We start from the raw sequence: 25160 nt of genomic DNA on the forward strand, positions 1-25160 counted from the left end.
GCGTCCAGTAGGAAGTGCTGGGTTACGTCAACTCTGGTGCGGCGAGCCGTCGTTCGGGGTGACCGTGGTGGTCCAGCCGTGGTCGAGCAGGCGGCATGCCTGGTCGACGGCGGCGGCGGGGTCGGGGTGGGAACCGGCGAACGGGATGGTCTCCAGGGTGAAGCGGGCGTAGGCGGCGCAGAGGAGGTCGTCGTGCGGGCGGCCGGCCTGGTCGGCGAGTGCGCGGGCCAGCGCGTGTTCGTGGCGCAGCCACATCGCACGGGAGTACTCGCGCAGGGCCGGGGTCTGCTGGATGAGTTTCTGGAGGCGGGGGAAGCGGGGGTCCTGGGCGTGGCCGGTCACGACGAAGCCGACGAGGTAGGCGCGCAGGGCCTGGGGGAGGGTCTGGCCGGGCGGGCGGTCGGTGACCGCGCGGACCAGGGCTTCCTCGTTGCGGGCGTCCTCGTCGAAGACCAGGGCCTCTTTGCCGTGCGGGAAGTAGTTGAACAGGGTCGACACCGACACGTCGGCGCCCTCGGCGATCTCGCGGACGCTCACCTGCTCGTAGCCGCGCTCCAGGAACAGCCGCAGTGCCGTGTCGGCGATCGCCTGGCGGGTGGCGGCCTTCTTGCGCTCGCGCCGCCCGCCCGCTCCTGCCCGCTCGATCGTCTCCGCCATGCCCGCAAGAGTATCCGACCCGAGAGAAAATTGGAGTGGTTGTATATTTGGAGTCGTTGCAAATATTGTGGCGCCCGGTGGGCGCCCCACGGGTGCCCACCAGCCCGCGGCACAACGCCGCGGCTGTGATCCGGCGCCCGGCGAAAGGACCCCCATGGACCGCACGAACCCTCCGAACCCGCTCACCCCCGCGAAGCCCCTGCCGCCCGCCGGCGCCAGGATCAGCGTCATCGGCGCCGGACCCGGCGGCCTGACCTGCGCCCGTATCCTCCAGCGGCGCGGTATCCCGGTCACCGTGTACGACCGCGCGGCGGGCCCCGACGCGCACAACCAGGGCGGCACCCTCGACCTGCACGCCGACAACGGCCAGATCGCCCTGCGCGAGGCCGGCCTGCTGGACGGGTTCTTCGAGCTGGCCCGCCCCGAAGGGCAGGAGATGCGCCAACTGGACCTGACTGGCACCCTCGTGTCCCATCAACTCCCGGACGAGGGCGAGCTGTTCAAGCCGGAGATCGACCGCGGTCAGCTCCGCGACCTGCTGCTCGGCTCCCTGGAGCCGGGAACCGTGCGCTGGGGCCGGTCCCTCGACCGGATCGGCGGGCCCGCCGAGGGGCCGCGGCGGCTCCACTTCTCCGACGGCACGACCGTCGAGACCGACCTGGTCATCGGCGCCGACGGCGCCTTCTCCCGGGTGCGCCCTGCCGTGTCCGCCGCCCGTCCCGGCTACACCGGGGTGAGCTTTCTGGAGGCGTGGTACGCCGATGTCGAGCGCCGCCACCCCGACATCGCCGAACTGGTCGGCCAGGGCGGTGCCCACGCGGCCGACGGCGACCGCGCCCTGTTCGCCCAGCGCAACAGCGGCGACCACATCCGTGTCTACGTCATCCGGCGGGCCCCGGTGGACTGGATCGCCCGCAGCGGCCTGACCGTCGCCGACACCGAGGCCGTCCGCGCCCTGCTCCTCGACGAGTACGCCCACTGGTCGCCCCGGATGCGCCGGCTGATCACCGACAACGACGGTCCCTACGTGGACCGCCCGATCTTCGCCCTCCCCGTCCCGCACACCTGGGACCACCACCCGACCGTGACCCTGCTCGGCGACGCCGCCCACGTCATGCCGCCGCTCGGCGTCGGCGTCAACCTCGCGATGCTCGACGCCACCGAGCTCGCGCTGGCCCTGGCGAACGAGCCCACCGTCGACGACGCCGTCCGCGCCTACGAGACGACGATGCTCCCGCGCTCCGCCGAGACCGCCAAGCTCCTCGAAGGCGGCGCCGAGCACCTCCTGTCCACCGAACTCCCCGACCTCGGCGACGGCGACGCCCCCCGGCGCTGAGTTCCCGTCGCGCCCCGGCCCGGGCTCACCTCACAACCGGGCGTGGCGGGAGATGTCCTCCTCGAAGTCGGAGAGGGCCTGGGCGGTGAGGGTGGGGCGGGTGTCGGCGATCGCGGTGAGGTAGTCCTCGGTGCCGGCGGGCGTCCCGCGGCGGTCGGCGACCTCGCGCTCGAACGCGGCGTGCGAGCCCTTGCGAGCGGCGAACTCGATGTCCGCGGGCGTGAACATCTCACTCGCGGCCACCAGGCGGGGCAACTCCACCGTCTCGGCGGCGGCCCCGAGATAGCGGCGCCAGATCGCCTCGCGGGCCAACGGGTCGGGCGGGCCGACCGGGATCACGTAGTCGAACCGCCCGGGGCGCAGGAACGCCGGGTCCAGCGAACGTACGGAATTGGTGGCGCAGATCAGCAGGCGGTCGTCGTGGTCGCGGAAGCCCGGGATCAGCTTGAGCAGTTCGTTGGTGACTCCGTGCCCCGGGTCGGCGGCCAGGCCGGACCGTACGCCCGCGATCTCCTCGACCTCGTCGACGAAGAGGAGCACCGCCTCCAACTCGGCGAGGTCGGCGAAGGCGTCCCTGAGCGACGCGGCCAGGCCGCCGGTGTCGCCTGCGGCGAGCCGGGACGGGAACAACTCGACGAAAGGCCAGTCCAGACGGGAGGCGACGGCCCTGGCGAAGCTGGTCTTCCCGGTGCCGGGCGGACCGAAGAGGATCACCGCTTTCGGCGGCGTCACCTCGTAGCGCTCGGCGAGCGCGGGCTCGGTCAGCGGCAGCACGATCCGGCGCTCGATGGCAGCCTTCTCACGGTCCATGCCCGCGAGGGCGCTCCACAGCCCGGGAGGCTCCAGCCGGCCGCCGAGTTCCGCCAGCAGCCCGGCGTCACCGGAGCCGAGGCGCTCGACCTTCTCGTAGAAGACCAGTCCGGTGCGGGCGCGGTACCCGGAGTTCTCCAGGGCCGCGGTGCCGGTGGTCCGCGGGTCGAGCAGCGCGCCGATCCTTCGCACCCCCTGGCCGCGCAGCCGCCGCTCCAGCTCGGCGATCAGGGCGCTGCCGATGCCGCGGTTGCGCCAGTTCGCGGCGAGGGCGACCAGCGTGATCCAGGCCCGCTCGCCCTGCGCCCGGGCCACCGCCATGCCGACGACCTCCTCGCCGACCACCGCGACCACGGCGGGCTCGCCCGACCTGGCCGCAGCCATCACCTCGGAGACCGGGAACACCGGGTGGGCATCGTCCGCCTGCCGGTCCTGGTCCCAGATCTGGATCGCCCGGTCCAGGTCGTCGTCGTGGTAGTCGCGCAGTCGCCACGTCGGCATCGTCGCCACCTCGCCCGCGGGGAGTGGGGAAACCGGGTGGTCCGGCCGGGCGGACCCCGTGCCCGGCCCCTCCTCTCATTCTCCGTGCGGAGCAGGCCCACGGCGACCGGGCACCGCCCCCGGGCCTGCGGAAGGTGGGCCCCGCGAGGGTGGGTGGAAGCGCGTACGCGGAGGAGGTGTACGGCGCTCCGGGCGCGGACCAGCTGTCCTCGGACCTCGGCCCGGCCGTGCAGGGCGCTGTCCAGGCTCACCGGATGACGGCGCCGTAGCGGCGACCCCGCATCCGGGAAGCGCCGGCCCGAACCCCCGCCCCCTCGCGCCCGACCTGACGTGGCGGGCGGAGCAGGAGGAACGGATCGCCTCCGGCCCGGAGGAAGTCGTCATGTCCGTCGGGGTCGGCAGGACCGTCGAGGCGAGGAGACGAGCAAACGTGGAAACGGGTAAGCGCCCCCGCCACCGACCGTACGCGTCACCACCATTGACCCGAAGATCACGCGGGTCTACATTCGCTCGCGCCCGGACGAACATGTCGATGCCGCGTACGCGGAGGTGCTGACAACGATGTCAAGCGAAGACCAGCGTGAATCGGGGACGAGCCGGCGGGCGTTCGGCAAGGCCGCGGCGCTGGCGGGCGGTTCCCTCGTCCTCGGGCTCGCCGCGACACCGGCGTTCGCGAGCCCGGCGCGGCCGGACGCGGGCCGGAGCGGCTACGCGCGACGCGCGGTCGCGGCGTACGACGCGCTCCAGCGCTTCTACTACGCGCCCGACGTCAAGCTCTACGCGCCGAACCACCCCGCCCAGCCCGGCGACAACCCGTACGCCTACGTCTATCCGTTCTCCGGGGTCATCACGGCCACCCTCGGCCTGCTCCGGCTCGACCGCCGCTACGCCTCGGCCGTACGGGACCGGGACGAGGCGCTGGCCGGCTACTACAACCCCTCGCCCGTGTCGGCCAACCCGCTGAGCCCGCCCGCCCCGGCCAGCCCGCCCGGCTACGCGTCCTACCTGCTGCCCCCGCTGGGCCAGGGCGGCGACCTCTTCTACGACGACAACGAGTGGCTCGGCCTCGCCGCGCTCCAGCAGTACCGGATCACCGGTGACCGGGCGGCCCTCCAACGCGCCCGGCTGATCTTCGCGTTGATCCGCTACGGCTGGGACGACGACCCCGGCCACCCCGATCCCGGCGGAACGTTCTGGACGCAGGCCACCTACAACCACGACCGCAACACCGTCTCCAACGCCCTCGGCGTGGAGATCGGCGCCCGGCTGTACCTGCTCACCGGGAACCGGGACACACTCCGGCACTCCATCGAGATGTTCGACTGGGTCGAGGGCCACCTCAAAGCCCCCAACGGCTTGTACTGGGACCACGTCGACCTCCAGGGCACCGTGGACACCGCGCAACTGGCCTACAACCAGGGCAACATGCTCGGCGCCGCCGCGCTGCTGCACCTGGCCACCGGCGAGCGCGGCTACCTCGGACAGGCCCGGGACATCGCCGAACGGGCGCTGGAGACCTACGACTTCGCGAACAGCTTCGCCGCCGACGTCCCCGGCGCCGTGGTGCTGTTCAAGAACATGCTGCTGCTGCACTCGATCGACCCCGACGAGCGCTACCGCGGCGCGCAGCGCGCCTGTGCGGACGCCCTGTGGGGGACGGTCGACCCGTCCACCGGCCTGTTGCCGGCGCAGGCGGGGCTCGCCGTCAACACCCAGGCCGCGCTGGTGGAGATGCAGACACTGGCGGCGTGGAGCCCGCGCGACTACCACCTGCTCCTGTGAGCCCCGCGGCCGCGGGTAATTCGTACGACAGAGCGCCGCGGACCTGGCACGATGCGCGGTGCGCGCCGTACGGGCGGCGGTGGGACGAGGGGTGGGCGGTGGCCATGGGCTTCACGTTGGACGGGCCGGTGCTGGAGGGCGAGTTGGTGCGGCTGGAGCCGTTGGAGCACCGGCACGTGCCGGAGCTGGCCGCGGCGGCCGAGGAGGACCGCGGGTCCTACGGATTCACGTGGGTGCCCAGGGCCGAGGACGTCGGGCACTACGTCGACGAGCAACTCGGACGTGCCGCGTCCGGCCGGCTCGCGCCGTACGCCCAGGTGCTCAGGTCCTCCGGGCGGGCGGTCGGCGCCACTTCCTTCTGGGAGCCGCGCTTCGCGCTCACCCCCGACCGGCTCTCCGCGATCGAGGTCGGCTTCACCTGGCTGGCGAGCTCCGCGCAGGGCACCGGCGTCAACACCGAGGCGAAGTACCTGCTCTTCCGGCACGCCTTCGAGACCTGGCAGGTCGGCCGGGTCGACCTCAAGACCGATGCCCGCAACCTCCGTTCGCGCGCCGCCATCGAGTCCGTCGGCGCCACCTTCGAGGGCGTGCTCCGCAACTGGTCCCGGTCCTGGGCGCCCGGTGAGGACGGGCGGCTGCGCGACTCCGCGATCTTCTCCATCACCGCCGACGAGTGGCCCGAGCGCCGCGCGCACCTCGAACGCCGCCTCGCCGCCGCCACCGCCCGCGCTGATGCCGGAGTCCGGACCCGCAGCCGCTTGGCCGCGGCGCCGGAAGGGCGAAGCTGACCGGAGGGGCGAGGCTGACCGGAGGGGCGAAGCTGAGGGCGCCGTCGCCCCTCCTCGTGCGCGCACGCCAACACCCCTGGGCCCAAGGGACCTCGGCGGTGACCTCCAGCGTCTTGCGGTCGGGCCCGGTTGGCTGGATCTGCTCGTCACCGGTGCCGGCCGGGTTTGGCGCGGCGCCTTAACTCCATGCAGTGAACATCTTCCTGACGCGACGGTCTCTCCACGTCTTCCGCTGACCATGGTGCTGGGCGGTGGCCGTCCGGCCGTGCCCGCCGGAGCGGCACGCTCCCGCGTCACTCCCGCGAGCGCCCGTTCCTCGGGGCTTCGCGTCCGTCATGGAAAAGGTGGATCGTATGACTGCTGCCGGCGGAGAACCGATCGCGTCGATCACCGACGCCACGCTCACCGACATCGCCACCAACGGTGTCTGGGACTCCGGACTCACCTTCACCCCCTCCGTCATCGACCTGGCCAATGCCCTGGTCGCCGCACTCCAGGGCAGCCCCGGGGGCGCGCTCCCACCGGAACTGGCGGAGCTGGCGAACGCCGTCCGGCGGCGCGCCTCGATCGGCTTCCCGCGCATCGTCGCGTCGGACGGAGTCCGCCTGTCGGCCTTCTCCATCGAACTCAGCGACCCGACACCCCACCCCGTCGTGATCGTGCCCGCCGGCTGGAGCCCGTACGGCTGGCTGCCTTTCCTGTACGCCTACCTCACGCTGGCGCACCGCGGCTACCACGTGCTGGCGTACACCCCGCGAGGAATCGGCGACCCGGCGCTGCCGTCCACGTCCGAGGGCACCGTCGATGTCGCCGGTCCCAAGGACTGGGCCGACGGGTCGACGGTGATCGACTACGCGCAAGAGCACTTCAACCCGAGCAAGATCGGTCTTCTCGGCGAGTCCTACGGTTCCGGGATCAGCCAGCTCATCGCCGCGCACGACCCGGACGACCGGGTCTCCGTGGTCGTCGCGCTGAGTACCTGGGGCAATCTGGCCACCAGCCTGTACCACCACCACACCCGTCATCTCGCCGCCGCCCAGGCGCTGATCGACTTCACCGGCGGCCCGATGGAGGAGAAGTTCGACGAGGAGACCCGGCAGGTCCTCACCGACTTCCTGGGCGGCCACCACCTCGACGACGTGGTGGCCTGGGGCACGGAGCGCTCCCCGGAAGCGTATGTGCGCCTCACCAACGCGCGGGGCATCCCGACCTTCTTCTCGAACACCTGGCACGAGAGCCTCTTCCCGGCCGGCCAGGTGATCGAGACGTTCACGCAGCTCACCGTGCCGAAGCGGCTGAACATGTGGATCGGCGACCACGGCGCGCCCGAAGGTCCCGGCCTCGCCGGGCTGTTGACCGGTCTGCCGTTCCCCGGCCTGCGCGTACCGATGCGGGAAGCCTACGACTGGCTGGACCACTACCTGCTCGACGCCGACAACGACGTGCCGACGTGGGCGGAGGTGGACAACCAGGTCATGTTCACCTACCGGACCATCCCGATCCCCGGCGGCACCCACCTGATCACCGTTCCGGCGCACCGTGAACAGCGTCCGGTGTGGGACGACGTCACCACCGGCAGCGAGATCTGGTACCTCACGGCCACGCGTGGCAACGGCGACGGCGCGCTGGCCGAGGAGCCGACCGACGGATGGGCCCGGGACTTCACCGCCGGCGAGCTGACCTCCGCCACCGCTATGGGCGCCATCCTGCAGACCGGGCAGCAGGAGTGGTTCGGCAACCCCAAGATCTACGACCCGGCGAAGTTCGAACGGCCGCAGCTGCTGGTCTGGGCGACCGAGCCGCTCGCCGGCCAGGACGGTGCGGCCCGGCGCATCCGGGGCACCGCGGCCGTGCGGTTCACCGTACGCAGCACCTCGGACGCCACCACCCTGGTGGCCTACCTGTTCGACGCCGCCCCGGACGGCACGGCCCGGATCATCACCCACGAGCCGTACACCGTCAGCGACTTGACCCCCAACCTGGACCGCTCGGTCAGCTGGCAGCTCCAGCCCGCCGTCTACGACCTGCCGGACCGCCACCGGCTGATCCTGGTCGTCAACAGCCGCGACAAGCTGTACTCCTTCGCCGGCGAAGACGGCAGCACCACCACCATCAGCTCGCCGAAGGGAGAGGAGGCCAGCCTGGAACTCCCGCTCGGCTGAGCCATGTGACGCGCGCGACCGGGTCGGCACGGTGGGCGGGTGACGCGGTGACGCCTCACCCGCCCACCACCGTCCTTGGCGGTCCCAGGGACGAGGCCGACTCGTCTGCCTCGTAGGGCGGTTCCGTCGATCGGCTGCGGGCTAGGGCTGCGCCGGGGCCAGGCCGTCCGCGACCAGGCCGGCCAGGACCGCTTCGCCGAGGGCGTGGACCGCGGACTGCGGGCGGACCATGACCGTGAACTCGCGGATGAGGCCGGCCGGATCGAGGTGGATCAGGTCGATGCCGTTGATCTCGCGGCCGTTGACGGTGGCGCGGAAGAGCAGCACCGCGGCGGGGGTCTCGGCGCCGTCGGCGAGGGTCTGGGCGGCGCCGTCGAGCCGGCCGACGTAGCGGAAGTCCTCGAAGGTGCGCAGCAGGACGTTGAACAGGCCGAGCACCAGGGGCCGGCCCTCGAAGGGGCGGAACTTCACCGGGCTGTAGACGCGGATGTCCTCCGTGAACAGCCCCTCCATCGCGCCGAGGTCACGCTGCTCGACGGCGGTGCGGAAACGGTCCACGGCGGTTTCGGTCGCGGTCATGACGGCAGCGCTCCCCTCCGGATACTCAACGATGTGAGTACTCAGTTTCTTGAGTATGATGATGCACGGATGCGGGCCCGGGGACAACCCTCCGACCGGCCGGGGACGACCCTGGCGACCCCGCTCCGCGACCGGGGAGGAGGCCGACCGGATGGCGCTGCGCCACGCCGTGCTCGCGGCGCTGCTCGACGAGGAGCTGAGCGGATACCAGCTCGCGAAGGCGTTCGACCTGGGCGTGGCCAACTTCTGGCAGGCCGCCCCGCAGCAGCTCTACGCGGAACTGCCCAAGCTGGAGCGGGCCGGCCTGGTCACCGGCCGCAAGGTGGTGCAGGAGGGCCGCCCCGACAAGCGCGTCTACGAGGTCACCGACCTCGGTCTCGCCGAGCTGGAACGCTTCGCCGCCACCACCGGCAAGCCGTCCCTGATCCGCGACGACCTCATGGTCAAGGTGCAGGCCGCCGACCACGTCGACACCGATGTGCTCACCGCCCGCCTCGCCGAGCGGATCGCCTTCGCGCAGGCCCGGATCGAGCTGTTCGACGGGCTGCTGCGGCGGATGCGCGGCGACGCCACCGAGGAGGAGTACCTGCGGCACGGCGCCCGGATCGGCCCCTACCTCACCTGCCTGCGCGGTCTCGCCTTCGAGCGCGGCAACCGCGAGTGGTACGAGCGCACCGCCGAGGTCCTGCGCGCGCGGCAGGCGGCCCGCGGGTAGCGGCCCGCGCGCAGCCCCCGGCTCCCGGCTCCACCCGCGGTCCCCGACCCCGCGCACGGTTCCCGGCCCCCCGCACAGCTCCCACACCCCGCGGCTTCGCGATCGCCCGCCCCGGCTCGGTACGATTCAGCGCAGCGGCGGAAGACGACCCGCCCGCGCTCGTGAGCCTCAAGTCGCTCGTAAGCCTCAAGTCAGGAGCAGACCGGTGTCAGACCTCCGTGTGATCATCAAACGCGATTCCGCCGAACCGGAAGCGCGGGTGGTCACGACGGGCACGACCGCGGCGGATCTGTTCGAGGGCGAGCGGGCCGTGGTCGCCGCCCGCGTCGGCGGCGCGCTCAAGGACCTCGCCTACCCGGTCGCCGACGGCGACGAGGTCGAGGCCGTGGAGATCACCAGCCCCGACGGGCTGAACATCCTGCGGCACTCCACCGCCCACGTGATGGCCCAGGCGGTGCAGGACCTCTTCCCGCTGGCCAAGCTCGGCATCGGCCCGCCGATCAAGGACGGCTTCTACTACGACTTCGACGTCCCGCAGCCCTTCACCCCCGATGACCTCAAGGCCATCGAGAAGCGGATGCAGGAGATCCAGAAGCGCGGCCAGCGCTTCTCCCGTCGCGCGATCACCGACGACGCCGCCCGCGAGGAGCTGGCCGACGAGCCGTACAAGCTGGAGCTGATCGGCCTCAAGGGCTCCGCGGCGAACTCCGAGGACGGCGCGGACGTCGAGGTGGGCGGCGGCGAGCTGACCATCTACGACAACCTCGACGCGAAGACCGGCGAGCTGTGCTGGAAGGACCTGTGCCGCGGCCCGCACCTGCCCACCACCCGCGCCATCCCGGCCTTCAAACTGATGCGCAACGCCGCCGCGTACTGGCGCGGCAGCGAGAAGAACCCGCAGCTCCAGCGGATCTACGGCACCGCGTGGCCCACCAAGGACGAGCTCAAGGCCCACCTGGACTTCCTCGCCGAGGCCGAGAAACGCGACCACCGCAAGCTCGGCGCCGAACTCGACCTCTTCTCCTTCCCCGACGAGCTGGGCTCGGGCCTCGCCGTCTTCCACCCCAAGGGCGGGGTGATCCGCAAGGAGATGGAGGAGTACTCCCGCAGGCGCCACGAGGAGGCGGGGTACGAGTTCGTCAACACCCCGCACATCACCAAGGCGAAGCTCTACGAGACCTCCGGCCACCTGCCGCACTACGCCGAGGGCATGTTCCCCCCCATGGAGTTCGAGGGGCAGGACTACTACCTCAAGGCCATGAACTGCCCGATGCACAACCTGATCTTCGACGCCCGCGGCCGCTCCTACCGCGAACTCCCCTTGAGGCTGTTCGAGTTCGGCACGGTGTACCGGTACGAGAAGTCGGGCGTCGTGCACGGCCTGACCCGGGCCCGCGGCTTCACCCAGGACGACTCGCACATCTACTGCACGAAGGAGCAGGTGCCCGACGAGCTGGACTCCCTGCTCACCTTCGTGCTGAACCTGCTGCGGGACTACGGCCTCAGCGACTTCTACCTGGAGCTGTCCACCCGTGGCGAGGGCGACAAGTTCATCGGCGAGGACCACGAATGGGCCGAGGCCACCGAGCAGTTGCGGCAGGCCGCCGAGAAGCAGGGCCTGGAACTGGTGATGGACCCGGGCGGCGCCGCCTTCTACGGCCCGAAGATCTCGGTCCAGGCGCGTGACGCGATCGGCCGGACCTGGCAGATGTCCACGATCCAGGTCGACTTCCAGCAGCCGGCCCGCTTCAAGCTGGAGTACACCGCGGCCGACGGCACCCGGCAGCAGCCGGTGATGATCCACCGGGCGCTCTTCGGCTCCATCGAGCGCTTCTTCGCGGTGCTGCTGGAGCACTACGCGGGCGCCTTCCCGGCCTGGCTCGCCCCCGTGCAGGCGGTCGGCATCCCGGTCGGCGACGCCCACGTGCCCTACCTCCAGGAGTTCGCGGAGGAGGCCAAGCGCAAGGGCCTGCGGGTCGAGGTCGACTCCTCCTCGGACCGGATGCAGAAGAAGATCAGGACCTGGCAGCGGCAGAAGCCGCCGTTCATGATCATCGTCGGCGACGACGACATGTCGCACGGCACGGTGTCCTTCCGCTACCGCGACGGCTCGCAGGAGAACAACATCCCGCGCGACGAGGCGCTGGCGAAGCTCGTGGACGTGGTGGAGCGCCGCGTGCAGGTGTGAGTCCCCGCCCCGCTCCTGAGCGGGGCCCCGCCCCCGGTCCGCGGTACGTCAGCGGGCCGGGGGCTTCTCGTCGCCCTCGCGCGCGAACACCTGGAGCAGCCACGAGGAGAACGACCCGGTCACGGCGCCCAGCAGCGCCACGCCGCCGATCATCAGCCCCACCGCGACGGTGCGGCCCAGCGGCGTGACCGGGGTGACGTCCCCGTAGCCGACGGTGGTGATCGTGGAGCACATCCACCACACCGAGTCGCCGTACGTGCGGATGGTCGCGTCCGGCGCACCCCGCTCGGCCTGGTAGACCGCAAGCGACGCCGCGAAGCCCAGCAGCACCGCGGTGATCCCGGTGTACGCGATCACCCGCCCGTACAGGCTCAGCCGCGGCGCGGCCCGCCGTTGCTGCACCGCCTGGTAGGTGCTGACGAAGCGCAGCGGGCGCAGCAGCGGCAGGATCAGCACCACCGTGTCGAGCACGTGGTGCCGCACGTACCGGACGAGCCGGCGATCCGGGCCGAGCCGCCACCGCACCAGGTAGTCGGCGAGGAACACCGCCCAGGCGCTGTAGACCACGGCGAGGCACGCGTCGTGCCCGGCGGCGGGCATCCCACGGGCCAGCACGTGCACGGCGTACGCGGTCAGGAAGCACAGCGCCACCACGAAGAGCGGCAGCTCGCTGCGGTCCTCCCAGCGGGTGAGGCGGGGGTCGGCGGCCATCCGGCCAGGATCGCTGTCCGCAGGCCGCGGCAGCCCCGGCGACACGCGGGACGGGGGGTTGGCCATATGCTGATCGGCATGACGAGTGAGCCGGAGCAGCGGGGTGGGGCGGGGGGTCCGGACGCGTTCCAGCGGCTGTGGACCCCGCACCGGATGGCGTACATCCAGGGCGAGAACAAGCCGACCGGGCCCGGTGCGGGTGACGGGTGTCCCTTCTGCGCGATCCCGTCGAAGTCCGACGAGGACGGGCTGGTCATCGCGCGCGGGGAGCGGGCGTACGCCGTGCTCAACCTGTACCCGTACAACAGCGGGCACCTCATGCTCGTGCCCTACCGGCACGTCGCGGACTACACGGACCTCGACGACGGCGAGACGGCGGAGGTCGCGCTGCTCACGAAGCAGGCGATGACCGCGCTGCGGGCCGCGTCCGGGGCGCAGGGGTTCAACATCGGGATGAACCAGGGGGATGTGGCCGGGGCCGGGATCGCGGCGCACCTGCACCAGCACGTGGTGCCCCGCTGGGGCGGGGACGTCAACTTCATGCCGGTGGTCGGCAATACGAAGGTGCTGCCGCAGCTTCTGGCCGACACCCGCAAGCTGCTCGCGGACGCCTGGCCGAGCTGACCCTCCGGGGTGGGGGGCCGTCGGTCGGGGGACCGCCTGCCGGCGGTGGGTTGCGCGCGCGGCTCTCCCCCCAGAGCTTCGCCTGGGGGCCGCACGCGCCCCTGAGTACGTGCGGCTCCCTCCGCGAAGGGAGCCGCACACGACCCGGGGCACCGCCCTACGCGTCGTAGGCGTCGGCCTTCTTGGGCTCGACGCCCTGGACCATGCCGCCGAGCGCCATGGAGCGGCTGGTGAACTGGGTGATGTCGACGCCGTTCTCGTCCATCACCTGGATCGCGGCGGCGTGCACCGCGCGGAGGACGGGGGTGGCGGCGCGGAGTGCGTCGTCGGCCATGAAGCGGTGCTGCCAGGGCTTGTCGGCCCAGGTGTGGCGCAGGCCGAAGGGCTCGGGGAGCTTGAGGGAGCCGCCGAGGTGGTCGAGGATCGACGGGAACCGGGTCAGCGGCGCGCGGGCGGTGAGGCGGACCACCTCGGACGGATTGACGACCGGCAGCGAGACGGTCCTGGTCTCCCAGAACTTCACGGACTTGCTGACCGTCTTGGTCGGCGCGGACGGCTTGGAGGTGAACAGGCCCTTGATCGGGCCGAGCGCGTATCCGGTGACCTCGACGCGGAGGGTCTGCGCGAGGACGGTCACGGTGACCATGAGGGTGATCACGAGGTTGCCGTCCCACAGCACGAACTGGATGCCCAGGTAGTGCCGGTTGCCCTTGCCGAACTGCTGGGTGTTGCAGATCCGCTGGATCTCGAAGTCCTTGACGGTGTACGCCTCGACCTCGGTCCCAGTGGGGCGGGAGATGCTGCCGGCGCTCTCGCTGATCGGGGCCACCACCCAGTGCCGTATCGACGGCTTGGGGAAGCCGCCGGTGTGCAGGGGGCCGCGCTCCAGCATCCGCAGCCGGTCGTGGATCGCCCGGATCACATCCCAGCTGCGGAACGGGTTGATCTCCTTCATGTCCTCGCGCGGCACCAGCTCCTCGGCCATCTGCCAGCTGCCCCAGCGGCTGCCCATGCCGAGTATCCCGCGCGGGCCCGCGTAGAAGACGACGTTGCTGCTCTGCTCGGCGGCGAGCTTCGCCAGGCTCTGCCGGAGGCTTTCGGCGCGTAGCTGGTTGGGGTTGCGCGGCACCGCCTCGGGGATCTTCGCGCCGACCCCGGAGCCGCCGGCCAGTTCGCCCCACCGGTCGCGCAGGTCCTTGGCGGTGCGCTCGCAGATCCGGCGGGCGAGGAACCAGCCGATCACCGGCACGATCATCACCACGCGGAAGTACAGCGCCCAGAACCCGCTGAACGGCGGCCGGATCGCCAGCAGGACCGCCAGCACGGCCGCGACCGCGAGCACCGCCCCGCCCAGCACGCCCGCCTTGTTGCCCTTCTCCCTCAGGCCGGTCAGCGAGCGGCGCAGCTGGAACGCGCCGAGCCACAGCAAGGTGCCCGGCAGGAACAGCAGCCCGCACACCCCCATCACGACGCTCAGCCGGTTGTCGCGCTCCTGCCTGATCCGGGTGGCCGCCAGGCAGTGCTCGACGACGGTCTGCGGCTCGATGCCGAAGGACTGCACGAGTTCGCCGCGGGCCGCGCCCAGCATCCGGACCTGCACCGCCCGCGCGAACGCCTCACCGAGGTTGGGCTCGAACAGCGACAGCCGGGGCGGCGTCACCTTGGCACCGTCACTGATGCCGATCAGGTCCTCCATCGTGGAGTCCCGGTACGCCGCCGAGGCGAGCGCCTGTGTCGCGGCCGTCTCGCCGTCGGTACCCAGGAGCGGGACCTGCGCTCCCGGGCTGAAGTCGAACCCGTCTGTCACCGCAGCCCCCACTCGCCATCCGACCGCACCCTGAAAGGCAGGCTCCGACCAGCCCATTCCCCGCACAGGGCCGCATCACACGTTCGGAGCACTTTCCACATTACCGGCGCGGCGTCACCTGGCGCGCGCCGTCTGCTGTTCCGCCTCTTCCAAGTAATGCATTTTCGCGGCGAGTTGCGCCGGCATCGGCTCGTGACGGGCGTAGTGGCGGCTGAACCGGCCGGTGCCGTGCGACAGGGAGCGCAGGTCGATGGCGTACCGGCCGATCTCGATCTCGGGCACCTCGGCCCGCACCATCGAGCGGCCCTCGCCCGCCGGTTCGGAGCCCAGGACGCGGCCCCGCCGGCTGGACAGGTCGCTCATCACCGGGCCGACGTAGGCGTCCGGCACCAACACCCCGACCTCGTCCACGGGTTCGAGCAGGTGGATCGGGCACTCGGCGGCGGCCTCCCGCAGCGCCAGCGCGCCCGCGGTCTGGAAGGCGGCGTCGGAGGAGTCCACCGAGTGCGCCTTGCCGTCGGAGAGCGTGACCCGGATGTCGACCACCGGGAAGCCGAGCGCGACCCCGCGGGCGGCCTGGGCGCGGATGCCCTTCTCCACCGACGGGATGAACTGGCGCGGCACCGCCCCGCCGATCACCTTGTCGACGAACTCGATGCCCGAGCCCACCGGCAGCGGCTCCACCTCGATCTCGCAGATCGCGAACTGTCCGTGCCCGCCGGACTGTTTGACGTGCCGGCCGCGGGCGGTCGCGGGCTGCCCGAACGTCTCGCGCAGCGGCACCTTGTGCGCGACCGCGTCGACCTGCACCCCGTAGCGGCTGCGCAGCCGCTCCAGCGCCACGTCGGCGTGCGCCTCGCCCATGCACCACAGCACCACCTGGTGGGTGTCGGGGTTCTGCTCCAGCCGCATGGTGGGGTCCTCGGCGACCAGCCGGGCCAGGCCCTGGGAGAGCTTGTCCTCGTCGGCGTTGCTGTGCGCCTCGATCGCGATCGGCAGCAGCGGGTCGGGCATCCGCCACGGCGCCATCAGCAGCGGGTGGTCCTGGTCGGAGAGGGTGTCACCGGTCTCGGCGCGGGTCAGTTTCGCCACGCACACCAGGTCGCCGGCGGACGCGGACGGCACCGGGCGCTGCTGCTTGCCGAACGGCGACGACAGCGCGCCGACCCGCTCGTCCACGTCGTGGTCCTCGTGCCCGCGGTCCTCCATGCCGTGCCCGGACACGTGCACCGTCTCGTCGGGCCGCAGCGTGCCGGAGAAGACCCGTACCAGGCTGAGCCGGCCGACGTAGGGGTCGGAGGTGGTCTTGACCACCTCGGCGGCCAGCGGGCCGTCCGGGTCGCAGGTCAGCGGCGGGCGGGGGCGGCCGTCGGGGTCGGTGACCGGCGGGGCGGCGCGCTCCAGCGGGGTGGGGAAGCCGCCGGTGACCAGTTCGAGGAGTTCCACGGTGCCCAGGCCCTGGCGGGAGCCCTCGGCGGCGGGGGCGGCGGCCAGCACCGGGTGGAAGGTGCCGCGGGCCACGGCCCGCTCCAGGTCGGTGACGAGGGTCCCGACGTCGATCGACTCGCCGCCGAGGTAGCGGTCCATCAGCGTCTCGTCCTCGCTCTCGGCGATGATCCCCTCGATCAGCCGGTTGCGGGCCTCGGCGAGCCGCGGGGCCAGCTCGGCGTCGGGGTCGGCCTCCACCCGCTCACCGGTGGAGTAGTCGTAGACCCGGCCGGTGAGCAGCCCGACCAGGCCGGTGACCGGGGCGTGGCCGTCGGGTCCCGCCGGGCCGTGCACCGGCAGGTACAGCGGCAGCACCGCGTCCGGGTCGTCGCCGCCGAGCTCGCTCGCGCACTGCGCGGCGGTCTCCTCGAAACCGGCCCGCGCGGACTCCAGGTGCGTGACCACCACGGCCCGCGGCATGCCGACCGCAGCGCACTCGTCCCACACCATCCGGGTCGCGCCGCCGATGCCCTCGCCGTCCTGCGCGGCCGAGACGACGAAGAGGGCCGCGTCCGCTGCTCGCAGACCGGCCCTCAACTCCCCGACGAAATCGGCGTATCCGGGGGTGTCCAGCACGTTGACCCGGACTCCGCCCCATTCCACCGGCACCAGGGACAACTGCACCGAGCGCTGCTGGCGCTGCTCGATCTCGTCGTGGTCCGACAGCGAACCGCCGTCCTCCACCCGGCCGGCCCGGCCCACCGCCCCGGTGGCCTGCGCCAGCGCCTCCACCAGCGTGGTCTTGCCCGCGCCGCTGTGGCCGACCAGCACCACGTTGCGCACCGCCTCGGGGCGACTCCCGGCGGGAGCCGCCGCGGATACGCCTCCGGCGGCCCCTGGAACCGCGTCCTTCCTACCGCCACCACTCATTGTTTCCCGCCTCCCGGGGGTCACTCCGCGGGTGCGTACAGGTTCCCTTCGACGGTACGCCCAAATCGGGCGCCGGGACCCTTGAGGGGTGCCGCGGGTACTCCCGGGCAAGCACGGAGGGAGCCGCGCACCACCAGGAGCGCGTGGGGGCACCCCCAGGGGAAGCTCCGGGGGAGAACCGCGCGAGAACCACCCACCGGCAGGTGGTCCCCGAGCCGGCGGAACACACCACCCTGGAGGGTCAGGGGCACCCACATCCGGGTCTGACTACGATGGGGCATCCGGCGGCCGCACCGGCCGCCGTGTTCGGCCGCTTCGTACATCCCTGCTCCGAACTCCACCGACCTGTCGGGAAGGCCATGCTGAACAAGTACGCGCGTGCGTTTTTCACGCGTGTTCTCACGCCGTTCGCCGGATTCCTCCTGCGCAAGGGGGTGTCACCGGACACGGTGACCCTGATCGGCACCGCGGGTGTCGTCGCCGGCGCACTGGCCTTCTACCCCCGGGGCGAGTTCTTCTGGGGCACCGTCGTCATCACCCTGTTCGTCTTCTCGGACCTGGTCGACGGCAACATGGCCCGGCAGGCCGGCCGCTCCAGCCGCTGGGGCGCGTTCCTGGACTCCACCCTCGACCGCGTCGCCGACGGCGCCGTCTTCGGCGGCCTCGCGCTCTGGTACGCCGGCGGCGGTGACAACCTCGTGCTGTGCGCGGTCACCATCTTCTGCCTCGCCAGCGGGCAGGTGGTCTCGTACACCAAGGCGCGCGGCGAGGCGATCGGCCTCAAGGTCGCGGTCAACGGCCTGGTCGAGCGCTCCGAGCGGCTGGTCATCACGCTGGTGCTGTGCGGCCTCGCCGGCTTCCACCGCACCTTCGGCGTCCCCGGCATCCAGTGGCTGCTGCCGATCGCCCTGTGGGTGGTCGCCGTCGGCAGCCTCATCACGCTGATCCAGCGGGTCGTCACGGTGCGCCGGGAAGCCGCCGAGGCCGAGGCCGCCGAGCAGGCGGTCGGCCAGGGGAGCGGCGTGTGAAGGAACGCCTCACCGACGGCCTGTACGGGCTCGGTTGGAGCGCGGTGAAGACGCTGCCGGAACCGGCGGCCAGGGCGCTCGGCCGGACCATCGCCGACGCCGCCTGGCGGCAGCGCGGCAAGGGCGTCCAGCGGCTGGAGGCGAACCTTTCGCGCGTGGTGCCCGGCGCGGGGCCCGACCGGTTGCGCGAGCTGTCCCGGCAGGGCATGCGCTCCTACCTGCGGTACTGGATGGAGTCCTTCCGGCTGCCGGCCTGGAGCAAGGACCGCATCCGCGGCGGCTTCGCCCCACAGGACGTGCACTGGCTCACCGACGGGCTCGCCGCGGGCCGCGGGGTCATCCTCGCGCTGCCGCACATGGGCAACTACGACCTGGCCGGGGCGTGGGTCACCACCAAGCTGGAGACGCCGTTCGCGACCGTCGCCGAGCGGCTGAAGCCGGAGACCCTCTACGACCGGTTCGTCGCCTACCGCGAGAGCCTCGGCATGGAGGTCCTGCCGCACACCGGCGGCGCCGCCTTCGGCACCCTCGCGCGGCGGCTGCGCGCGGGCGGCCTGGTCTGCCTGGTCGCGGACCGCGACCTGTCCAGGAGCGGCGTCGAGGTCGACTTCTTCGGCGAGAAGACCCGGATGCCCGCGGGCCCGGCGATGCTCGCCCAGCAGACCGGCGCGCTGCTGCTGCCGGTCACCCTCTGGTACGACGACTCGCCCGTCATGCAGGGCATGGTGCACCCCCCGGTCGAGGTCCCGGCCGAGGGCGACCGCGCGAGCCGCACGGCGGTGATGACGCAGGTGCTGGCGAACGTGTACGAGGCCGGGATCGCCGAGCACCCGCAGGACTGGCACATGCTGCAACGGCTCTGGCTGAGCGACCTGCCGCAGCGGGCGCCGGCCGACGCGGGGCAACCCGCGGGGCCGGGGGAGGCGTCCCCCTCGGCGGAGGCGCCGGAATCCGCCGGCGCGCCGGCGCGGGCCGACCTACCCGCGTCGAGTGACGAGCCGGCGGCGACGGACGTAGCCGCGTCGGGTGACGCACCTGCTTCGGGTGGCGAGTCCGTTGCGGCGGACGTACCCGCGTCGGGTGACGCACCTGCTTCGGGTGGCGAGTCCGGTGCGACGGACGTACCCGCTTCGACCGACGCACCCGCTTCGACCGACGTACCCGCGTCGGGTGACGTCTCCGCGCCGGACGACGGGGCGCGGTCCGCCGCATCCACCGCGCCCACCGAATCCACCGCGCCCACCGAGCGCCCCGGGACGGAGAGAACTTGAGGATCGGGATCGTCTGCCCGTACTCCTGGGACGTCCCCGGCGGCGTCCAGTACCACATCCGCGATCTGGCCGAGCATCTGATCGCCCTCGGCCACCACGTGTCCGTGCTGGCCCCGGCCGACGACGAGACGCCGCTGCCGCCGTACGCGGTCTCCGCCGGCCGCGCGGTGCCCGTGCCGTACAACGGCTCCGTGGCACGGCTGAACTTCGGCTTCCTGTCGGCCGCGCGGGTGCGCCGCTGGCTGCACGACGGCGGGTTCGACGTCATCCACATCCACGAACCGACCTCCCCGTCGCTCGGGTTGCTCGCCTGCTGGGCGGCCCGCGGCCCGATCGTGGCGACCTTCCACACCTCCAACCCCCGCTCGCGCGCCATGATCGCGGCCTACCCGATCCTCCAGCCCGCGCTGGAGAAGATCAGCGCGCGGATCGCGGTCAGCGAGTACGCCCGGCGCACCCTGGTCGAACACCTCGGCGGCGACGCGGTCGTCATCCCCAACGGCGTGGACGTCGGGTTCTTCGCGCGCGCGCAGCCGCGGCCCGAGTGGCAGGGCGACACGATCGGGTTCATCGGGCGCATCGACGAGCCCCGCAAGGGGCTGCCGGTCCTGATGCGGGCGCTGCCCGGCATCCTCCAGGAGCGGCCCGGTGCCCGGCTGCTCGTCGCCGGGCGCGGCGACCAGCGGGAGGCGCTGGAACCGCTCCCGGCCGAACTCCACGACCGGGTCGAGTTCCTGGGGATGGTCAGCGACGAGGACAAGGCGCGGCTGCTGCGCAGCGTCGACCTCTACGTCGCGCCCAACCTCGGCGGAGAGAGTTTCGGGATCATCCTGGTGGAGGCGATGTCCGCGGGGGCGGTCGTGCTCGCCGCCGACCTCGACGCGTTCGCGCAGGTGCTGGCGCAGGGCAGCGCGGGGGAGTTGTTCCCCAACGGGGACGCCGACGCGCTCGCGGCGGCCGCCGTGCGGATGCTCGGGGACGCGGAGGGCCGCGAGCGGCTCCGTACCCGCGCGTCCGCGCATGTACGGCGCTTCGACTGGGCCGTGGTCGCCGCGGAGATCTTGTCGGTCTACGAGACGGTCACCGTGGGTGCGGAAGCGGTTCGGCCGGCGCCCTGACCCTCCGGGGTGGTGCGTTCTGCCGGTTCGGGGACCACCTGTCGGTGGTGGGCCGGTCGCGCGGTTCTCCCCCCAGATCCTCGCCTGGGTGGAGGTGCCCCCGGCGGAGCCAAGGGAAGTGCCCTCACGCGCCCCTTGATGTGCCCGGGCCCTCGGGCCCTCGGGGCAAGCACGCGGCGAGCCGCACGTACGCATCAGGGGCGCGGGGAACTGCGCTTCCCCAGAGCTTCGCCTGGGAGATAGCCCGGCCACCCACCGGGCGCGAGGTCCCGGAACCGACGGAACCGACCACCCCGGGGGAATAGGGTGCCGCGGTGACCACCCTGATTTGCGTCGTAGCCGCACTGATCGTGCTCGGGCTCTACCTGAGCTGGACCGCGGGGCGCCTGGACCGCCTCCACGCGCGGATCGACGCGGCGCGCGCCGCGCTGGACGCGCAACTGCTGCGCCGCGCCTCGGTCGCGCAGGAGCTGGCGACCTCGGGCGTACTGGACCCGGCCGCGTCCATCGTGCTGTACGAGGCCGCGCACGCGGCCCGGCAGGCCGAGCCGGACCAACGCGAGGTGGCCGAGAGCGAGTTGAGCCAGGCGCTGCGCGTGGTGTTCGCCGAACCCGACGCGGTCGCGGAGATCGGGGCGGCGCCCGGCGGGACGGAGGCGGTCGGCGAGCTGACCCGGGCGGTGCGCCGGGTGCCGATGGCCCGGCGGTTCCACAACGACGCGGTGCGCGCCGCGCGGGCGGTCCGCCGGCACCGGGTGGTGCGCTGGCTGCGACTGGCCGGCCACGCCCCGTTCCCGCTCGCCTTCGAGATGGACGACGAGCCGCCGGCGGTGCTGACCGCCGAGGGGGGCGCCACCACCTCGTAGGCGTGTCGGGGGAGCCACCTGCGCCGAATTGGCCCTTTCCGGTGGTCCGGGCGCCGCCGGACGATGGAGCCAATGACATCCGTCGCCAGGAGTGAGGTCACTGTGTCCACCGCTTCCCCGTCCGCTTCCCCGTCCCCCGAGACCGGCACCGCCCGCGTCAAGCGCGGCATGGCCGAGCAGCTCAAGGGCGGCGTGATCATGGACGTCGTCACCCCCGAGCAGGCGAAGATCGCCGAGGACGCCGGCGCCGTCGCCGTGATGGCGCTGGAGCGGGTGCCCGCCGACATCCGCAAGGACGGCGGCGTGGCCCGCATGTCGGACCCGGACATGATCGACGGCATCATCGGCGCCGTGTCCATCCCGGTGATGGCCAAGTCCCGGATCGGCCACTTCGTCGAGGCCCAGGTGCTCCAGGCGCTCGGCGTGGACTACATCGACGAGTCCGAGGTGCTGACCCCGGCCGACGAGGTCAACCACTCCGACAAGTGGGCCTTCACCACCCCGTTCGTGTGCGGTGCCACCAACCTGGGCGAGGCGCTGCGGCGGATCGCCGAGGGCGCCGCGATGATCCGCTCCAAGGGCGAGGCCGGCACCGGCAACGTGGTCGAGGCGGTCCGCCACCTGCGGCAGATCAAGGGCGAGATCTCCCGGCTGCGCGGCCTGGACAACAACGAGCTGTTCGCCGCCGCCAAGGAACTGCGCGCCCCGTACGAGCTGGTCCGCGAGGTCGCCGAGCTCGGCAAGCTGCCGGTGGTGCTCTTCTCCGCCGGCGGCGTGGCCACCCCCGCCGACGCCGCGCTGATGCGCCAGCTCGGTGCCGAGGGCGTCTTCGTCGGCTCGGGCATCTTCAAGTCCGGCGACCCCGCCAAGCGCGCCGCGGCCATCGTCCGCGCCACCACCTTCTTCGACGACCCGAAGGTCATCGCGGACGCCTCCCGCAACCTCGGCGAGGCCATGGTCGGCATCAACATCGACACCCTGCCGGAGTCCGAGCACTACGCGAACCGCGGCTGGTAAGGCGACGATGACGAGTTCTCCCACCATCGGCGTCCTGGCCCTTCAGGGCGACGTCCGGGAGCACCTGGCAGCCCTGGCCGCGGCGGACGCCGCGGCCACGGCCGTCCGGCGCCCCGAGGAACTGGCCGCCCTGGACGGGCTGGTGATACCCGGCGGCGAGTCCACCACCATCTCCAAGCTCGCCGCGCTGTTCGGGCTGACCGGGCCGCTGCGCGCCGCGATCCGTGCCGGGCTGCCGGTCTACGGCACCTGCGCCGGCCTGATCATGCTCGCCGACAAGATCCTCGACCCCCGCTCGGGGCAGGAGACGTTCGGCGGTATCGACATGATCGTGCGCCGCAACGCCTTCGGCCGGCAGAACGAGTCCTTCGAGGCGTTCGTCGACGTGCGGGGTGTGCCCGGCGGCCCGGTCGAGGGTGTCTTCATCCGCGCGCCGTGGGTGGAGTCGGTCGGCGCGAACACCGAGGTACTCGCCGAGTACGACGGCCACATCGTCGCCGTACGGCAGGGAAACGTGCTGGCCACGTCGTTCCACCCGGAGCTGACCGGTGACCACCGGGTGCATGAACTCTTCGTGTCCGCCGTGCGCGCGGGGAGCTGACCGTATCCCGGTAGGATCGAGCGCGCGACGAAGAACACGCGACGAAGAACAGCACTGGTGACGCGAAGGAGACTGTCGGATGTCCGGCCACTCTAAATGGGCTACGACGAAGCACAAGAAGGCCGTGATCGATGCCAAGCGCGGCAAGCTCTTCGCGAAGCTGATCAAGAACATCGAGGTCGCGGCGCGCACCGGCGGCGCTGACCCGGACGGCAACCCGACCCTCTTCGACGCCATCCAGAAGGCCAAGAAGAGCTCGGTCCCGAACAAGAACATCGACAGCGCGGTGAAGCGCGGCGCGGGCCTGGAGGCCGGCGGCGCGGACTACCAGACGATCATGTACGAGGGCTACGGGCCGAACGGCGTCGCCGTCCTCATCGAGTGCCTGACCGACAACCGCAACCGCGCCGCCTCCGACGTGCGCGTGGCGATGACCCGCAACGGCGGCTCGATGGCCGACCCGGGCTCGGTGTCGTACCTGTTCAACCGCAAGGGCGTGGTGATCGTCCCCAAGGGCGAGCTGGGCGAGGACGACGTCCTGGGCGCGGTCCTGGACGCCGGCGCCGAGGAGGTCAACGACCTCGGCGAGTCCTACGAGGTGATCAGCGAGGCCACCGACCTGGTGCCGGTCCGCAAGGCCCTCCAGGAGGCCGGTATCGACTACGACTCCGCCGACGCCAACTTCCTGCCCACCATGCAGGTCGAGTTGGACGAGGACGGGGCCCGCAGGATCTTCAAGCTGATCGACGCGCTGGAGGACAGCGACGACGTGCAGAACGTCTTCGCCAACTTCGACGTCTCCGACGAGGTCATGGAGAAGGTCGACGCCTGAGCCGCCGCTGACGGACGGTCAGGAGGGGCCGACGGGACACACCCCGTCGGCCCCTCCGCTGTTTGTCGGTGCCAACCGATAACCTGCACGAACAGGTTGGCGAGTGGCGCCGACGGCGGTGGACGCGCGCGGGAAGGGGGCGGCATGCGGGTGCTCGGCGTGGACCCGGGGCTGACCCGGTGCGGTGTCGGCGTGGTCGACGGCGTGCCCGGCCGGGCACTGACGATGGCCGGCGTCGGGGTGATCCGCACGCCCGCCGACGCGGACATCGGCCACCGGCTGGTGCTGATCGAGCGGGGCCTGGAAGCGTGGCTGGACGAGCACCGCCCCGAGGCCGTGGCCGTCGAGCGCGTCTTCAGCCAGCACAACGTCCGCACCGTGATGGGCACCGCCCAGGCCAGCGCGGTCGCCATCCTGTGCGCGTCCCGGCGCGGCCTGCCGGTGCACTTGCACACTCCCAGCGAGGTCAAGGCGGCCGTCACCGGCAGCGGCCGGGCCGGGAAGGACCAGGTCGGCGCCATGGTGACCAGGCTGCTGCGGCTGGACGCCCCGCCCAAGCCCGCCGACGCCGCCGACGCGCTGGCGCTGGCCATCTGCCACATCTGGCGTTCCCCGGCCACCAACCGCCTCCAGCAGGCCGTCGCCGGCAACCGCCTCCAGCAGGCGGCCGCCGCCCAGCGCGCCGCCGCCACCCACCGCGGCACCGCCCGCCGCACCCCCGACCGGCCGCCCGTACCCACTCAGGAGCCCACCCCGTGATCGCCTTCGTCAGCGGCCCGGTGGCCGCGCTCGCCCCGGACACCGCGGTCATCGAGGTCGGTGGGATCGGCATGGCCGTGCAGTGCGCACCCGGCACCCTGGCCGCCCTGCGGCTGGGCGAGCCCGCCCGGCTGGCCACCTCCCTGGTGGTCCGGGAGGACTCCCTCACCCTCTACGGCTTCGCCGACGACGACGAGCGGCAGGTCTTCGAGCTGCTCCAGACCGTCAGCGGGGTCGGCCCGCGACTGGCCCAGACGATGCTCGCCGTGCACGCCCCCGACGCCCTGCGCGCCGCTGTCGCGGCCGGCGACGAGAAAGCCCTCACCGCGGTGCCCGGGATCGGCAAGAAGGGCGCCCAGCGGCTGCTGCTGGAGCTGAAGGACCGGCTGGGGGCCCCGCTGGGCACCGGCACCGCGGCCGGCCGCGGTGCTAGCGCCGCGGTGCCGCCGTCCTGGTCCGAGCAGCTGCTGGCCGCGCTCGTCGGGCTCGGCTACGCGCCGCGCGAGGCGGAGGAGGCGGTCGCGGCGGTCACCCCGCAGGCCGAGGCCGCCGCCGAGCCCCATGTCGGCACCCTGCTGCGCGCGGCCCTACAGACCCTCAACCGCGCTCGCTGACGCCGTACCGCCGCCGCGTCAGCCGATCCCGTCCGC

Annotated in this window: 21 protein-coding genes and 1 pseudogene; 16 read left to right on the plus strand and 6 right to left on the minus strand. The window is 72.4% G+C overall.

Annotation, left to right across the window (positions count from 1 at the left end):
* Positions 1-27: 27 nt before the first annotated feature.
* Entirely contained in the window at positions 28-657 is a 630-nt protein-coding gene (locus OG896_RS34070; RefSeq protein ID WP_329371536.1) for a TetR/AcrR family transcriptional regulator, read from the minus strand.
* Positions 658-811: 154 nt separating this feature from the next.
* Between OG896_RS34070 and OG896_RS34075 the strand changes: the two genes are divergently transcribed.
* Positions 812-1993 (plus strand): FAD-dependent oxidoreductase, encoded by a 1182-nt coding sequence (locus tag OG896_RS34075; protein WP_329371538.1) that lies wholly within the window; start codon positions 812-814, stop codon positions 1991-1993.
* 30 nt (positions 1994-2023) lie between these two features.
* Here the strand turns inward: OG896_RS34075 and OG896_RS34080 are convergent, their stop codons facing one another.
* Positions 2024-3304: an ATP-binding protein gene (locus tag OG896_RS34080; RefSeq protein WP_329371540.1), complete on the minus strand. Its 1281-nt coding sequence runs from the start codon at positions 3302-3304 to the stop codon at positions 2024-2026.
* 561 nt (positions 3305-3865) lie between these two features.
* Between OG896_RS34080 and OG896_RS34085 the strand changes: the two genes are divergently transcribed.
* The 3 genes from OG896_RS34085 (at position 3866) to OG896_RS34095 (ending at position 8036) form a co-directional block, all read left to right on the plus strand.
* Positions 3866-5086, plus strand: coding sequence for a glycoside hydrolase family 76 protein (locus tag OG896_RS34085; RefSeq protein ID WP_329371542.1), 1221 nt, complete (start codon positions 3866-3868; stop codon positions 5084-5086).
* Positions 5087-5190: 104 nt separating this feature from the next.
* Complete coding sequence (locus tag OG896_RS34090; protein ID WP_329371543.1) at positions 5191-5874, plus strand: GNAT family N-acetyltransferase; 684 nt, start codon at positions 5191-5193, stop codon at positions 5872-5874.
* Positions 5875-6227: 353 nt separating this feature from the next.
* Positions 6228-8036 carry an alpha/beta fold hydrolase gene (locus OG896_RS34095; protein ID WP_329371545.1) on the plus strand — a complete coding sequence of 603 codons (1809 nt, stop codon included), beginning with the start codon at positions 6228-6230 and terminating at the stop codon, positions 8034-8036.
* Between the two features lie 141 nt (positions 8037-8177).
* Here the strand turns inward: OG896_RS34095 and OG896_RS34100 are convergent, their stop codons facing one another.
* Positions 8178-8615 carry a nuclear transport factor 2 family protein gene (locus OG896_RS34100; protein WP_329371547.1) on the minus strand — a complete coding sequence of 146 codons (438 nt, stop codon included), beginning with the start codon at positions 8613-8615 and terminating at the stop codon, positions 8178-8180.
* A 151-nt stretch (positions 8616-8766) separates the two neighbouring features.
* On the opposite strand from OG896_RS34100, the gene OG896_RS34105 reads away from it, so the two are divergent.
* Both OG896_RS34105 and thrS read left to right on the plus strand, forming a co-directional pair.
* Positions 8767-9330, plus strand: coding sequence for a PadR family transcriptional regulator (locus OG896_RS34105; protein WP_329371548.1), 564 nt, complete (start codon positions 8767-8769; stop codon positions 9328-9330).
* A gap of 205 nt (positions 9331-9535) precedes the next feature.
* Complete coding sequence (thrS, locus tag OG896_RS34110) at positions 9536-11518, plus strand: threonine--tRNA ligase (protein WP_329371549.1); 1983 nt, start codon at positions 9536-9538, stop codon at positions 11516-11518.
* 48 nt (positions 11519-11566) lie between these two features.
* Here thrS and OG896_RS34115 read toward each other — a convergent pair whose 3' ends face one another.
* A complete protein-coding gene (locus OG896_RS34115; protein WP_329371551.1) occupies positions 11567-12229 on the minus strand; it encodes a potassium channel family protein in 663 nt (220 codons plus the stop codon).
* A gap of 66 nt (positions 12230-12295) precedes the next feature.
* On the opposite strand from OG896_RS34115, the gene OG896_RS34120 reads away from it, so the two are divergent.
* Positions 12296-12853: an HIT family protein gene (locus OG896_RS34120; RefSeq protein ID WP_329371553.1), complete on the plus strand. Its 558-nt coding sequence runs from the start codon at positions 12296-12298 to the stop codon at positions 12851-12853.
* A gap of 157 nt (positions 12854-13010) precedes the next feature.
* Here the strand turns inward: OG896_RS34120 and OG896_RS34125 are convergent, their stop codons facing one another.
* Together OG896_RS34125 and OG896_RS34130 are read right to left on the minus strand one after the other, a co-directional pair.
* Positions 13011-14717: a hypothetical protein gene (locus tag OG896_RS34125; RefSeq protein ID WP_443057193.1), complete on the minus strand. Its 1707-nt coding sequence runs from the start codon at positions 14715-14717 to the stop codon at positions 13011-13013.
* Positions 14718-14774: 57 nt separating this feature from the next.
* Positions 14775-17018 carry an elongation factor G-like protein EF-G2 gene (locus tag OG896_RS34130; protein WP_329371556.1) on the minus strand — a complete coding sequence of 748 codons (2244 nt, stop codon included), beginning with the start codon at positions 17016-17018 and terminating at the stop codon, positions 14775-14777.
* Positions 17019-17377: 359 nt separating this feature from the next.
* Between OG896_RS34130 and pgsA the strand changes: the two genes are divergently transcribed.
* The 9 genes and pseudogenes from pgsA to ruvA all read left to right on the plus strand — a co-directional run bounded on the left by pgsA (position 17378) and on the right by ruvA (position 25124).
* Positions 17378-18046 (plus strand): phosphatidylinositol phosphate synthase, encoded by a 669-nt coding sequence (gene pgsA / locus OG896_RS34135; protein ID WP_328461574.1) that lies wholly within the window; start codon positions 17378-17380, stop codon positions 18044-18046.
* Positions 18043-18939, plus strand: a pseudogene (locus OG896_RS34140) (phosphatidylinositol mannoside acyltransferase); the annotation flags it as partial. The gene pgsA and the pseudogene OG896_RS34140, both read left to right, overlap by 4 nt.
* A gap of 374 nt (positions 18940-19313) precedes the next feature.
* A complete protein-coding gene (locus OG896_RS34145; RefSeq protein WP_329371559.1) occupies positions 19314-20435 on the plus strand; it encodes a glycosyltransferase family 4 protein in 1122 nt (373 codons plus the stop codon).
* Between the two features lie 314 nt (positions 20436-20749).
* Positions 20750-21301 carry a hypothetical protein gene (locus OG896_RS34150; RefSeq protein WP_328461569.1) on the plus strand — a complete coding sequence of 184 codons (552 nt, stop codon included), beginning with the start codon at positions 20750-20752 and terminating at the stop codon, positions 21299-21301.
* Positions 21302-21373: 72 nt separating this feature from the next.
* Positions 21374-22318, plus strand: coding sequence for a pyridoxal 5'-phosphate synthase lyase subunit PdxS (gene pdxS, locus OG896_RS34155; RefSeq protein WP_329371561.1), 945 nt, complete (start codon positions 21374-21376; stop codon positions 22316-22318).
* A gap of 7 nt (positions 22319-22325) precedes the next feature.
* Positions 22326-22919, plus strand: coding sequence for a pyridoxal 5'-phosphate synthase glutaminase subunit PdxT (gene pdxT / locus OG896_RS34160; RefSeq protein WP_329371563.1), 594 nt, complete (start codon positions 22326-22328; stop codon positions 22917-22919).
* A gap of 79 nt (positions 22920-22998) precedes the next feature.
* Positions 22999-23751 carry a YebC/PmpR family DNA-binding transcriptional regulator gene (locus OG896_RS34165; protein WP_328461563.1) on the plus strand — a complete coding sequence of 251 codons (753 nt, stop codon included), beginning with the start codon at positions 22999-23001 and terminating at the stop codon, positions 23749-23751.
* Between the two features lie 144 nt (positions 23752-23895).
* A complete protein-coding gene (ruvC, locus tag OG896_RS34170) occupies positions 23896-24510 on the plus strand; it encodes a crossover junction endodeoxyribonuclease RuvC (protein ID WP_329371565.1) in 615 nt (204 codons plus the stop codon).
* Positions 24507-25124 carry a Holliday junction branch migration protein RuvA gene (gene ruvA, locus OG896_RS34175; RefSeq protein WP_329371567.1) on the plus strand — a complete coding sequence of 206 codons (618 nt, stop codon included), beginning with the start codon at positions 24507-24509 and terminating at the stop codon, positions 25122-25124. The genes ruvC and ruvA overlap by 4 nt, the downstream gene beginning before the upstream one ends.
* The last annotated feature ends 36 nt before the right edge of the window (positions 25125-25160 follow it).

It is taken from the genome of Streptomyces sp. NBC_00669, from assembly GCF_036226785.1.
Classification (GTDB): domain Bacteria; phylum Actinomycetota; class Actinomycetes; order Streptomycetales; family Streptomycetaceae; genus Actinacidiphila.